At 69.9% G+C, this 12,964-nt stretch carries 12 protein-coding genes; 9 read left to right on the top strand and 3 right to left on the bottom strand.

Annotated elements, in window-relative coordinates:
- Positions 1-62: 62 nt before the first annotated feature.
- Together rimO and A33M_RS22235 are read right to left on the bottom strand one after the other, a co-directional pair.
- On the bottom strand, positions 63-1,445 hold the full coding sequence (gene rimO / locus A33M_RS07905) for a 30S ribosomal protein S12 methylthiotransferase RimO (protein ID WP_008385512.1): 1,383 nt from the start codon (positions 1,443-1,445) through the stop codon (positions 63-65).
- 121 nt (positions 1,446-1,566) lie between these two features.
- Complete coding sequence (locus A33M_RS22235; protein ID WP_008385511.1) at positions 1,567-2,349, bottom strand: YwaF family protein; 783 nt, start codon at positions 2,347-2,349, stop codon at positions 1,567-1,569.
- 256 nt (positions 2,350-2,605) lie between these two features.
- Here A33M_RS22235 and A33M_RS07895 point away from each other — a divergent pair, with 256 nt between their 5' ends.
- The 4 genes from A33M_RS07895 (at position 2,606) to ldtR (ending at position 6,125) form a co-directional block, all read left to right on the top strand.
- Positions 2,606-3,547, top strand: a complete 942-nt coding sequence (locus A33M_RS07895; protein ID WP_008385508.1) for an SDR family oxidoreductase — start codon at positions 2,606-2,608, stop codon at positions 3,545-3,547.
- A gap of 170 nt (positions 3,548-3,717) precedes the next feature.
- Positions 3,718-4,119: a hypothetical protein gene (locus A33M_RS07890; RefSeq protein WP_083850363.1), complete on the top strand. Its 402-nt coding sequence runs from the start codon at positions 3,718-3,720 to the stop codon at positions 4,117-4,119.
- Positions 4,120-4,297: 178 nt separating this feature from the next.
- A complete protein-coding gene (locus tag A33M_RS07885; RefSeq protein ID WP_008385504.1) occupies positions 4,298-5,203 on the top strand; it encodes a DUF2147 domain-containing protein in 906 nt (301 codons plus the stop codon).
- A 409-nt stretch (positions 5,204-5,612) separates the two neighbouring features.
- Positions 5,613-6,125 carry a transcriptional regulator LdtR gene (gene ldtR, locus A33M_RS07880; protein WP_083850362.1) on the top strand — a complete coding sequence of 171 codons (513 nt, stop codon included), beginning with the start codon at positions 5,613-5,615 and terminating at the stop codon, positions 6,123-6,125.
- A 123-nt stretch (positions 6,126-6,248) separates the two neighbouring features.
- Here ldtR and A33M_RS07875 read toward each other — a convergent pair whose 3' ends face one another.
- Entirely contained in the window at positions 6,249-6,428 is a 180-nt protein-coding gene (locus tag A33M_RS07875; protein ID WP_008385498.1) for a Flp family type IVb pilin, read from the bottom strand.
- A gap of 365 nt (positions 6,429-6,793) precedes the next feature.
- On the opposite strand from A33M_RS07875, the gene A33M_RS25220 reads away from it, so the two are divergent.
- From A33M_RS25220 to metG, 5 genes are all read left to right on the top strand, one after another.
- On the top strand, positions 6,794-7,717 hold the full coding sequence (locus A33M_RS25220) for a septal ring lytic transglycosylase RlpA family protein (protein ID WP_040619694.1): 924 nt from the start codon (positions 6,794-6,796) through the stop codon (positions 7,715-7,717).
- A 176-nt stretch (positions 7,718-7,893) separates the two neighbouring features.
- Positions 7,894-9,207 carry a D-alanyl-D-alanine carboxypeptidase family protein gene (locus A33M_RS22830; RefSeq protein ID WP_008385492.1) on the top strand — a complete coding sequence of 438 codons (1,314 nt, stop codon included), beginning with the start codon at positions 7,894-7,896 and terminating at the stop codon, positions 9,205-9,207.
- Positions 9,208-9,213: 6 nt separating this feature from the next.
- On the top strand, positions 9,214-9,891 hold the full coding sequence (tmk, locus tag A33M_RS23465) for a dTMP kinase (RefSeq protein ID WP_008385491.1): 678 nt from the start codon (positions 9,214-9,216) through the stop codon (positions 9,889-9,891).
- A gap of 25 nt (positions 9,892-9,916) precedes the next feature.
- Positions 9,917-10,969: a DNA polymerase III subunit delta' gene (locus A33M_RS07855; protein WP_008385490.1), complete on the top strand. Its 1,053-nt coding sequence runs from the start codon at positions 9,917-9,919 to the stop codon at positions 10,967-10,969.
- Between the two features lie 207 nt (positions 10,970-11,176).
- The gene (gene metG, locus A33M_RS07850; protein ID WP_008385489.1) at positions 11,177-12,724 is read left to right on the top strand and encodes a methionine--tRNA ligase; all 1,548 of its coding nucleotides are present in this window, start codon (positions 11,177-11,179) and stop codon (positions 12,722-12,724) included.
- Positions 12,725-12,964: the final 240 nt, after the last annotated feature.

Raw genomic sequence — 12,964 nt, 5'->3', positions numbered from 1 at the left:
ATCCTTCGAGACGTCGCCTTCGGCGACCCTCAGGATGAGGTCATAGTCTTCCGCCGGTGGTATCAGTATCCGACCACGGTCCCGAACAGATCGTAGGCGTCGGCGCGCTCGATCTTCACCGTGGCGATCTCGCCGACCTTGAGCGGCCGGTGTGCCATCACATGGACCACGCCGTCGATCTCCGGCGCGTCGGCCTTGCTGCGGCCTTTTGCGGCGCCGTCGGGACCGACGCTATCGACGATCACCTGTTGCCGGGTGCCGACCTTGCGCTTGAGGCGCTTGGCCGAGATCGCCTGCTGGCGCTCCATGAAGCGGTGGCGGCGCGAGGCCTTCACCTCGTCGGGCACCAGCGGCGCGATGTCGTTGGCCGGTGCGCCGGTCACCGGCTCGTAGGCGAAGCAGCCGACCCGGTCGAGCGCCGCCTCGTCGAGCCAGTCGAGCAGGATTTGGAAATCCGCCTCGGTCTCGCCGGGAAAGCCGACGATGAAGGTCGAGCGCAATGTCAGGTCCGGGCAGTCGGCGCGCCAGCGGGCGATCCGCTCGAGCGTCTTCTCCTGGGCGGCCGGGCGGCGCATGCGCTTGAGCACTGCGGGTGAGGCGTGCTGGAACGGGATGTCGAGATAGGGCAGCACCGTGCCTTCCGCCATCAGGCCGATCACCTCGTCGACGTGCGGATAGGGATAGACGTAGTGGAGCCGCACCCAGGCGCCGAGCGAGCCGAGCGCCTTTGCGATGTCGAAAAACCGCGCCTTCACCTCATGATCGCGCCAAATGCTCGGGGCGTATCTCAGATCGACGCCGTAGGCGGAGGTGTCCTGCGAGACGACCAGAAGCTCCTTCACACCGGCCGCCACCAGCCTCTCCGCCTCGCGGAGAACGTCGGCGGCGGGGCGCGAGACGAGATCGCCGCGCAGTTTCGGGATGATGCAGAAGCTGCACCGGTTGCTGCAGCCTTCGGAGATTTTCAGATAGGCGTAATGGCGCGGCGTCAGCTTGACGCCCTGCGGCGGCACGAGATCGAGGAACGGCGCGTGGCGCGGCGGCACCGCGCGGTGCACCGCGTCCATCACGCTCTCGTATTGCTGCGGGCCGGTGATCGCAAAAACGTCCGGGAAGCGGCCGGTGATCGCCTCCGGCTCGGCTCCCATGCAGCCGGTGACGACCACCTTGCCGTTGGCGGCGAGGGCGTCGCCGATCGCCGCGAGCGACTCGGCCTTGGCGCTGTCGAGGAAGCCGCAGGTGTTGACCAGCACCAGATCGGCGCCGCGATGGTCGCGGGCGAGCTCGTAGCCCTCGGCGCGCAGGCGGGTGACGATCCGCTCGGAATCGACCAGGGCCTTGGGGCAGCCGAGCGAGACGAAGCTCACCCGCGGCGCCTCGCCGGGGTCGGAGGCGTCGGGCGGGGCCGGGAAGAGGGTGCGGGCGGGGCGAGTGGTGTCGGTCATCGGGGGTCCGGAACGGCGCAGCGACAATGCACGCCCGCTCAGTAGACGAGGCGCGGGCGCTTGGAAAGCGGCGCGCCGGGCCGCCCGCCGGTTGCGCCGCCACGAGTCTGCGAGGGCGGTATCAGCCGACCTTCGCGGCAATCTCGTCCACCTCGTCCGCCTCCGCCTCTCGCGGAAACGGTTTCGCCGCGAGCCGCCACGGCAGAAGCGCCACGAGGAAGCCGAGCCCGGCGAGCCCGGCCATCACCAGGGCGCGCTCCGGCCAGGGGCCGAGCAGCAGCACGAAGGGCGGCACCAGCTTCGGGTCGGCCGGGTTGCCGATATAGGCGTAGTTCGAGCCGATGAGGACGTTCAGGCCGAAGGCGAAGGCGAAATAGCCGAGGCTGAACGCCGCGGCGCCGCGAAAATCGCTCCAGTCGGGGCTGAAGCGCAGCACCGCGAGGTCGTACACCGCATAGCCGAGCACGATCGTGTGGGCGATCCAGAAGCACCAGAACAGGACCGAGGTCGGCCCCTGGGTCACGGTCGGCTGGATGAAGGCTTGCGTGGTCAGCGCCATCGCCCAGAAATACAGGGTCGCCCGCAGCCAGCGTATTTGCGTGAGGAGCGCCGCCGGGGCGATCAGCTGGCCGAGGTCGCAGACATGGAGCGGCAGGCCGGTGACGACGTCGATGCCGTTCCAGTTCCAGGCGATGTTGTAGATCGTCCACACCGCGAGGGCGAACACCGCGAGGCCGATGCGCAGGCGCCACTCGGCGGCCGTCGACAATGTTCGGCCGATCGCGACCAGGAGGGCGATCGCCGAGAAGCAGGCCAGCACCGTGACGAGATGCATGGTGCCGAACGCGGCGAAGACGTCGAGCGTCCCGTGCGCGAGCGTGTGATGCGTCGGATCGGTCGGCACGTGCGTCCCCCTCGGCTCCCGTGTCACCCGCACACCCGGCCACGCACGCCGTGCGCGCCACGCCCGGAGTGTGAGCCTCGAATGATACACGATGACGTCGGTCCCGTTCGAGAGGCGACGTCGTGCCGCCGGGCCGCCGCTTGCCACGCCGCTTGCCACGGCGCCCCGGTCCCGCCACATCAGCGGCACCAGGCAGGGCGGACGGCCGAGGGTTTTTCCCCCCTCGGGCGGCCGGTCGACGCGAAGGGGACGGGCGATGCAGGACACACCCAATCTCGCCGGCAAGACGGTGGTGATCACCGGGGCGACCGGCGGCCTCGGGCTCGAGGCGGCGATCGGGATCGCCGCCATGCAGGCCAATCTCGTGCTGGTGGGCCGCAACCACGCCAAGGGCGAGGCGGCGCTCGCCCGCATCCGCCGCGAGGTGCCGGGCGCCGTCGCCGAGATGCACTACGCCGACCTCACGAGGCTCGACGACATCCGGGCGCTGGCGGCGACGCTGAACGAGCAGCTGCCGCGCATCGACGTGCTGCTGAACAATGCCGGCAGCATGTTCGCCAAGCGCGACACCACCGCGGACGGCTTCGAGTGCACCTTCGGCCTCGACCACATGGCCTATTTCGCGCTGACGCTGCTCTTGTGGGACAAGCTGGTGCAGTCGGCGCCCTCTCGCATCGTCAACATCGCGTCGGAGGCGCATCGCGGCGTCACCCTCGATTTCGAGAACCTGCAATATCAGCGGCCCGGCAGCTACAGCGCCTGGCAGGCCTATCGCCGCGCCAAGCTGTGCAACGTCTTGTTCACCCGCGAGCTCGCCCGAAGGCTGGACGGCACCGGCGTGACGGCGAACTGCGTGCATCCGGGGTTCGTCGCGACCGGCTTCGGCGACAACAATCGCGGGCTCTACGGCCTCGCGATCCGCTTCACCAAGCTCTTTGCCATTCCCCTGAAGGAAGGCGTGAAGACGCCCGTCCATGCCGCGACCTCGCCGGAGATCGCGGGCAAGACCGGCCTCTATCTTTCGAAATCGAAGCCGTGCGAGCCCTCCGCGGCCGCGAAGAACGACGAGACCGCGCGGCGCCTGTGGGACGAGAGCCTGCGCCTCTCGGGCCTCGAGGACCGCGGGCAGGGCAGGGAGGTACCCGGCGACGGATCGGCGCCGGAGGCCGCCCGCCCGAGTGCGCGCACGAGTGCGTGATCGCGCGGTGATCGGCCGTCGCATTCGTGCGACTGCACTGTCCGCGAAGGAACGGATCTCGAACTTCCACGTTGTTCGCCCCGACGAAACGGAGCCGGGGGCCGGTGAACCCAACCACTCGTTCACCGCTGGCGTGTACGCTCGCACCGGCCGTATCGAGGGGAGAACTCATGACGAGCTCGACTGTGCGTGCAGGGACCATCGGAGTGTTTGCCACCGCCGCCGCCGCGGCGGGCATCGCGGCGCTCGGCGCGATCGCCGGATCGGCGCCGGCCCAGGCGCGGACCAACTTCGACGGAATGTGGAGCGTGGTGGTGGTCACCGAGCAGGGCGACTGCGATCGCGCCTATCGCTACCCGATCCGCATCAACGACGACGGCAGCCTGGTGAATGCCGGCTCGAGCTCGTTCGACATTTCCGGAAAAGTCGCGCGCGACGGCAAGCTGGTGGTGCGGCTGAGCTACGGCGACAAGAGCGCGACCGGCCGCGGCCGGCTGTCGGGCGCCGCCGGCGCCGGGCGGTGGGCGGGCGGTGCCTGCGCCGGCACCTGGACCGCCGAGCGGCGGGGCTGATCTCCGGCTTTCGAAAGCGTCGAGGACTGCGACGGCCGGGCCGGCAAAGGCCCGGCCGTTCGTCGTTTCCGGAGTGCGACGAGGCTGCGCACGTGAGGCGCGTCACAGTCGTCCGGCCATCGGACGGGCACGATCTTTCCCGACACTGCGGCGCCTCCACGCCGATGGGAGAGAGATGATGCGCACGCTCGGTATCGCAACTGCCCTCGTGCTCCTGGCCGCCGCCCCGACCGGCGCGCACGCCGGCTCGTTCTCGATCGACACCGAGCAGGGCTCGGCGCGATTCCGCTTCGACGAGCGCTGCCGCGATCGCTTGTGCGGCTCGGTGGAATGGACCGAGCCGGGCGGCACCACCCAAAAATTCGACATGCCGGAAATTCGCTGGGAGGACGTCGGCAAGGCGTTGTCCGATCTGCCCGGCCTGATGGAGGAGGGAGGCGAGGGCCGCCGCGGGAGCAATCAGGACTCCTGGGGCGACCGGTGGGGCGATGACGAGGCCGCGCCCGACCCGGCGCCACAGCGCCGCCGAGACCACCCGGACACACGGCCCGCCGCCCGTCCCAAACCGCAAACGCCCGCCGTCACCGCCCGGCCGTCGCCGGAGCACCAGCCCGTGCCGAACGACACCGCCATCGCCGTGCCGCCGTCGCCCGCAGCCCCGCCAAAGGTGACCGCCCGCCCCGGGGAGGTGCCGGCGCAAGCGCCCGACGAGAGGCTCGCCGCGGTGCCGCCGAAGGTCGAGGCGCCGAATACCGCACCCGCCGCCGCCCCGCCTGCGGACGGCCCGATCGGCCTGTGGCTGACCGAGAAGAAGGAAGGCATGGTGCGGGTCGAGCCGTGCGGGCCGAACATTTGCGGCTATGCGGTCGACAAGGCGACCGGCCGCAACGGCGAAGAGGTTTTGATCGACATGAAGCCGGTCGGCAAGCGCTGGAAGGGCCGCATCCGCGACACCCGCAACGGCCCCGGCGGCAGCGTTTACGACTCGACGCTGGCGATGCGCGGCACCGACCGCATGCGGGTCGAGGGCTGCGCCTTCGGGGGCATGTTCTGCGGCGGCCAGACCTGGAGCCGGGTCGACTGAGCGACCGTCTCGGGACGTGCCTGCAGATCCCGCTCCTGTCGTTCGTTTCGTCACGGTACGGCGGCCCTTGGGCCGCCGTACCGCGTTCCGGCGGGCCAGGGTCGGCGCCCGGCCGGCCGCGGCTGCCCCGGTCCCGGTTACCGCCGCAAGGCACGCCCTGCGCTCGTCCACAGGAAAGGCGGGCAGGGCGCACAAAGCCGCCGGCGCCCCCCCACACGCTTTCGCGAAAGCGGTAAACCGAATCTGAAAAACTCCCCCCGAATTCCATCCTTAGTCCTTGGTTTACCTCGACAAATAAACCGGTTCTTTATGCTGTTGCTTAAACCGTTTTTAGAGCGTGTCGCGTACAAATCGACACAAGCCTGGGGGAACAGGGCCCCGGCAGAAAACGAACGAAAAGGCGTCGATCATGAAGGCAGTCGTGAGGCCGGCGGAACCCGCCGAGCGGGATGTGCGCTACGACCACATCCGGCCGCTCTATCTGGAATCGCTGACGCTGGTCGAGCGGCTGCACCGCCGGCTGCTCGACGTCATCAAGGACGAGTTCGACCGCCGTGGCCGGGCCGACATCAACTCGGTTCAGGCGCTTCTGCTCTACAATATCGGCGACAAGGAGCTGACCGCGGGCGAGCTGCGCACCCGTGGCTACTATCTCGGCTCGAACGTGTCCTACAACCTGAAGAAGCTCGTCGAGATGGGCTTTCTCGACCACCAGCGCTCGCGGGTCGACCGGCGCTCGGTCCGCATCAAGCTGACCGACAAGGGGCGCGAGGTGCGCAACATCATCGAGGCCCTCTACCAGAAGCACGTGCGGACGGTGGAGCAGGTCGGCGGCGTCAACGCCGAGGAGTTCGCGACCCTCAACAAGGCGTTGCACCGGCTCGAGCGGTTCTGGACCGACCAGATCCTCTATCGGTTGTGAGCCCGAGCGGGCACGGCCCGCACGGCGTGTGGCGTGAGGCGTGTGGCGTGGAAAACGGGGCGGCCGGCGGGTCGCCCCGCTTTTTTCCGTCTCCGCCGTGGCGAACCCCGGCCCGTGCTCGCTTCAGAAGGCGGAGAAGAAGTCCACGAGGGTTTGCAGCGAGGCGACCAAAGCCTCGCCGGTGGTGCCGACGGCGGCGAGGATCGCCAGCCCGATCATCGCGCACAAAAGGCCGTACTCGATCGCGGTGGCGCCGGAGCGGTCGGCGGCGAAGCGGGCGAGGGGTCTCGAAACCGCGTGCATGTCGAAACCTCCGTATGGTCGACCGGCAGGATCGCACGTGGCCGTTGCGCGATACCGAAAAAATCGACGCACAATTGAGCGGATGGTTTTCTGCCCGTTTTCAGCGATGGCCCCGCGCGGCATGGCGCCCGAAACCGGCCGGGAACGCCGATCGGCGCGCTTCGTCTTCTTTCCGCTCGATTCACCATGCCTTGATGACGCCGGTTACGTGCTGCGGCGCGGCCGCGTATAGTGGAAGATCGAGGGATGGTCTGGCCGCGCGGAAATTTGCGCCGGTCGGCGGATCGAAGCCGGTGTCGCATCGTCCGGGGGGACGGACACGGGCGGAAAAAGCGGTCCGGTGCAGGAGGGGGAAGCCTCGGCAGATGGTGTGGGGGGACACGTGGGGGCTGCTCGGCCGGACGGCGCGCGTGGGCGCGACGGCGGCCGTCTGTGCGGTGCTGGCTCAGTGCGGCAGCGGCGCGTTCTCGAAGATCGATCCGCGCCTCGGCGTCTCGGCGAGCCCGCGGGTCGTCGGGCCCGACGAGCCGGTGCCGAAGGGCGGCGGCCGCTATCAGGTCGGCAAGCCCTACACCGTCGGCGGCCGGCTCTACGTTCCCGAAGAGGATCCCGACTACAAGGCCGAGGGGCTCGCCTCCTGGTACGGCGACGATTTCCACGGGCGGCTGACCGCCAATGGCGAGGTGTTCGACATGCACAGCCTGTCGGCGGCGCACCCCACGCTGCCGATGCCGAGCTATGTGCGCGTCACCAATCTCGACAACGGCCGCTCGATGGTGCTGCGGGTCAACGATCGCGGGCCCTACCACCGCAACCGGGTGCTCGACGTCTCCCACAAGGCCGCCGACATGCTCGGCTTCAAGCGCAGCGGCACCGGCCGCGTGCGGGTGGAGTATGTCGGCCGCGCGCCGCTCGACGGCGACGACGACGGCATCCTGATGGCGACGCTGCGCGAGGGCCGTCCGGCCCCGGCGCCGTCCGGCGTGATGATCGCCGCGAGCCGGCCGTTCCTGCCGGCCAGTCTGCGCGGCAAGGGTGGCGGCGCGGTGCGCGGCAACGTGCCGGTGCCGCCCGACCGGCCGTTCGAGCTCGGGCTCGCCGACCGGCAAGCCCCGCCGTCGCGGCGCTATCGCGACACCGCCCGCGAGGCCGACACCGCGGTCGCCTCGGCGCGGGAGGTCGACAATGCCGGCGCTCCGCCGGTCACCGCCTTCGCCGCAACCGGCAACGGCACCGGTGTGCTCGGCACCTTGCCGGTGTCGGTGATGACCGGCCGCGGGCTCTACTGACGCCCGCCGCAGGCGTCTCGCGCTCGAGGCGGATCGCGGTTTGCGGCGAATCGTGAGATGACGGGCACGGCCGAGTCGCGAGTCCGGGTTCGCAGCGGCTCGCCGCGCCGTCCCGACCCGACCCGCCCGGATCCGAGCCGTCCGGATGCGGGTCGTCCGATGCCGGGGAAGCCGAGATGCCTCGCCAATTGCCTCGCAAATCCGCATCGTGGTTCGGACCGGTCCGATCGCCGTCGCGCGCCCTGCGCGCCGCGGCTCCTCGTGTCGTCGCGACGCTCGCCTGCCTCGTGGTGCTCGCGGTCGCCGCCGTCGCCGCGCCCAATCCGGTGTCCGGGCCGAAGAAGGAGGAGGGGTTCCAGACCGCCGCCCCCTACGCGATCCTGATCGACGCCGAGACCGGCACCGTGCTGTTCGAGAAGAGCGCCGACACGCCGAGCCCGCCGTCGAGCCTCGCCAAGCTGATGACCGCCGAGGTCGTGTTCGACGCGCTGAAGTCCGGCCGCATCACCCTCGACACCGAGTACGAGATCAGCGAGGATTCCTGGCGCCACGGCGGCGCGCCCTCGCACACCTCGAGCATGTTCGCCCCGATCCACAGCATGGTGCGGGTCGAGGACCTCTTGCGCGGGATGATCATCCAGTCGGGCAACGACGCCGCGATGGCGCTCGCCGAAGGGCTCGCCGGCAGCCAGCGCGCCTTCGTCGATCTGATGAACAAGCGGGCCAAGGCGCTCGGCCTGACGCACTCGACCTTCGGCAACGCCACCGGCCTGCCGGACCCGAACAACATGGTGACGATGCGCGACATGGCGCAGCTCGCCCGCCACATCATCAAGACCTATCCGGACTACTACAAGATCTACGGCGAGCCCGAATTCACCTGGAACAAGATCCGCCAGCGCAACCGCAACCCGCTGCTGTCGCTCGACATCGGCGCCGACGGCATGAAGACCGGCTATACCGAGGACGGCGGCTACGGGCTGATCGGCTCGGCGACCCAGAACGGCCTGCGGCTGATCCTCGCGATCAACGGCCTGAAATCCTCCAAGGAGCGCGCCGAGGAGGGCAAGCGGCTGCTCGAATGGGGATTTACCGGCTTCGAGGCGCGCCCGTTGTTCGCGAAGGACCAGCCGATCGGCTGGGCAAAGGTGTTCGGCGGCGCCGAGGGCAGCGTGCCGCTGGTCGCCGCGCGCGCCGTCTCGGTGCTGGTGCCGCGCAACACCTCGGACCGCATCACGGCGAAGATCGTCTATACCGGGCCGGTGCCGGCGCCGGTCGCCGAGGGAACGCCGGTCGGCACGCTGCGCGTGTTTCGCGGCGACAACGTCACGCTCGAGGTGCCGCTCGCCACGGCCACTGCCGTTCCGCGCGGAAATCTGCCGCAGCGGGCGTTCGACGTGGTGACCGAGCTGGTGTTCGGCTGGGTGCGGGCGGGCTTCCAGCGTTTGGTCGACGGGCACTGGGGCGTCAGAAGTGCCGATGCCGGGTGACGAAACATGCCGGGTAGGCTGATCACCTTCGAGGGCGGCGAGGGCGCCGGCAAGTCGACCCAGGCGTCGCTCCTGGCCGGCCGGCTGCGCACGCTCGGCGTCGCGGTGGTGCTCACCCGCGAGCCCGGCGGCTCGCCGGGCGCCGAGATCGTCCGCCACGTGCTGCTCGCCGGCGCGGCAAAGCCGCTCGGGGCCGAGGTCGAGGCGATCCTGTTCGCCGCCGCCCGCGCCGACCATCTGGACAAGACCATCCGCCCGGCGCTCGCCCGCGGGGCCTGGGTGATCTGCGACCGCTTTCTCGATTCCACCCGCGCCTATCAGGGTGCGCTCGGCAAGCTCGACCCCGAATTTTTGCGCGCGCTGGAGCGCGTCACCGTGGGCGGCACCATGCCGGATCTCACGCTGGTGCTCGATCTGCCGGCCGAGGCCGGGCTCGCCCGCGCGGAAAGCCGCCGCAAGGGGCAGGGCAACGGCGTCGATCGCTTCGAGAGCGAGGACCTCGCCTTCCATGCCGGCCTGCGCGACGCCTACCGGGCGATCGCCGACGCCGAGCCGGCCCGCTGTGCGATGATCGACGCCGCCGCGCCGCCGCACACGGTGTCGGACGCGGTCTGGCAGGTGGTGTGCGACCGCCTCGGCACCGCCCGCACCGAGGACGCGCCGCTTTTGGCCGCTGCCCCATGAGCGGCCGACGGCCGAGGTCGGGACGATGAGCAGCCGGCCGCGCCGCGAGCGGGTGGAGGAGGGGCCGTCCGTCCCGCATCCCCGCGAAAATCTTTCGCTGGTCGGGCACGCCGCCGCCGAACAGACGCTTCTCGCCGCCTATCGCTCCGGCCGGGTGCCGCACGCCTGGCTGATCACCGGCCCGGCCGGCATCGGCAAGGCGACGCTCGCCTATCGCTTCGCCCGCTTCGTGCTGGCGAACCCGGACCCGGCCGCGCCGCCCGTGCAGGCTGCGACCTCGCTCGCCGTGTCGCCCGACGCGCCGGCCGCCCGGCGGATCGCCGCGGCGACCGAAGGCGGGCTGCTGGTGCTCGAGCGGACGACCGACGACAAGGGCAAGCTGCGCACCGTGATCAGCGTCGACCAGGTCCGCGACACGGTCGGCTTCTTCGGCGCGACGGCGACCGGCGGCGGCTGGCGGGTGTGCCTGGTCGACGTCGCCGAGGAGCTGAAATTCCCCGAAGGCGCCAATGCCTTGCTGAAGATTCTCGAGGAGCCGCCGCAGCGCGCGCTCCTCCTCCTCGTCAGCCATTCGCCGGGCCGCCTGTTGCCGACCATCCGCTCGCGCTGCCGGGTGCTGGCGCTGCGCCCGCTCGGCGTCCCCGAGGTGGTCGCGGCGACCGGCGCGGCGCTCGGGGCGGAGCCCGACGATCCAGCACTCGTCCAGGCGGCCGAGGTCTCCGATGGCTGCGTCGCCCGGGCGATCCAGCTTTCGGGCGGGCCGATGCTGGCGCTCCGCCAGCAGGTGACCGGCCTGCTGGAGGCGCTGCCGCGCACCGATCCGCGCGCGCTGCACGCGCTCGGCGACACACTCGAGCGGGCCGACCGCGCGGTGGTCGACGTCTTTGCCGAGACGGTGCGCGATTGGATGACCGCCGAGCTGCACCGCCCGCCGCAGGACGTGAAGCGGCTCGCCCCGCTCGCCGAGGCGTGGGCGAAGATCGACGACGCCGTGCGGGAGACGCAGATTCTCAACCTCGAGCGCCGCCCGCTGGTGTTCGCCGTGTTCGGCTGGCTTGCCGAGGCGGCACGGGGTTGATACCTCAGGCATCGTCCGTGCGGGCTCTCCCATGGGCACATCGTGAACCGAGCGAGGTTGCGGTTGCCGGACGCCGGCGGCCCGGAAAAAACTCCGCTCATTCCCGCGCAAGCGGGAATCCAGACCTCTTCTTCTGGGTCCCCGCCGTCGCGGGGACGAGCGGACCGGGACGCTCCGCCGACCGGCCGTCCGCGTGAGCAGCACATCATGGCCAAGCGCTACTACCTGACCACCGCCATCGCCTATCCGAACGGCGCCCCTCATATCGGCCATGCCTACGAGGTGATCGCCACCGACGCGATCGCCCGCTTCATGCGGCTCGACGGCTACGACGTCTATTTCCTCACCGGCACCGACGAGCACGGCCAGAAGATGGTGCAGACGGCGGCCAAGGAGGGGATGTCCGCCCGAGAGCTCGCCGACCGCAACGTCGCCCGCTTCCAGGCGATGGACGAACGGCTGAACATCTCGCACGACGACTTCATTCGCACCACCGAGCCGCGCCATTACGCCTCCAGCCAGGCGATCTGGGAGCGGATGAAGGCGAACGGCGACGTTTATCTGTCGAAATATTCCGGCTGGTACTCGGTGCGCGACGAGGCGTTCTACGCCGAGAGCGAGACCACCGTCGGCGACGACAAAATCCGCCGCGGGCCGACCGGCGCGCCGGTCGAGTGGATGGAGGAGGCGAGCTGGTTCTTCAAGCTGTCCGCCTATCAGGACAAGCTCCTCGACCTCTATGCCCGGGTGCCGGACTTCGTGCTGCCGAAGGAGCGCCTCAACGAGGTCGCGAGCTTCGTCCGCGGTGGTCTTCAGGATCTCTCGATCTCCCGCACCACCTTCGACTGGGGCATCCCGGTGCCGGGCGACGCCGAGCACATCATGTATGTCTGGGTCGACGCGCTGACCAACTACATCACCGGCGTCGGCTTTCCGGACACCGAATCCGAGAGCTTCAAGAAATACTGGCCCGCCGACCTGCACGTGATCGGCAAGGACATCGTGCGCTTCCACGCGGTCTATTGGCCGGCCTTCCTGATGTCGGCCGGGATCGAGGTGCCGCACCGCGTATTTTCCCACGGCTTCCTGTTCAACCGCGGTGAGAAGATGTCGAAGTCGGTCGGCAACGTGATCGACCCGTTCGCGCTGGCCGACGCCTACGGCGTCGACCCTCTGCGCTATTTCTTCCTGCGCGAGGTGCCGTTCGGCCAGGACGGCAATTACAGCCACGAGGCGATCGTCAACCGCATCAATGCCGACCTCGCCAACGATCTCGGCAATCTCGCCCAGCGCTCGCTGTCGATGCTCGGCAAGGCGTTCAAGGGCGAGCTGCCGGCGCCCGGCGACCTCGCCGAGACCGACCAGGCGATTCTCGCGATGGCCGACGCGCTGGTCGAGCGCGCCCGCGAGGCGATGGCGACCCAGCAGATCCACCAGGTGCTGAACGCCGTGTGGGCGGTGGTCGCGGAAGCCAACCGCTATTTTGCCGGCGAGGCGCCGTGGGCGCTCGCAAAGACCGATCCGGTGCGGCAGGGCACGGTCTTGTGGGTCACCGCCGAGGTGTTGCGGCAGGTCGCGATCCTGGCGCAGCCGGTGATGCCGACCGCGGCCGGCAAGCTGCTCGACCTGCTGGCGATCCCGGCGGACGAGCGTGATTTCTCGAAACTCGGCGGAGCGACGCGGATCGCGGCGGGAAGCCGGCTTCCGGCACCGACCCCGGTGTTTCCGCGCTGGATCGAGCCGGCGGCCGAGTAGTTTTTCTGCCGTGCACCGCGCTCCCGGCGGCCGCCGCCGGGGGCGCATCTCATACCAGCGGCGAGAGACTATGACCTCATCCTGAGGGGCCGCGAAGCGGCCGTCTCGAAGGATGAGGCCCGCGCAGTGCCCTCGTCCTTCGAGACGCACTCCTGCGGAGTGCTCCTCAGAGCCCGTTTGGAAACTCGGACGCGGGCTGCGTTGCGGCGCGAACTGCCGGAGGCCAGGAGAAAAGCGATG

This window comes from Rhodovulum sp. PH10 (genome assembly GCF_000293785.1).
Lineage (GTDB): Bacteria > Pseudomonadota > Alphaproteobacteria > Rhizobiales > Xanthobacteraceae > Rhodoplanes.
The sequence above is the reverse complement of the archived record's forward strand: the minus strand, read 5'-3'. Positions and strand labels throughout refer to the sequence as shown.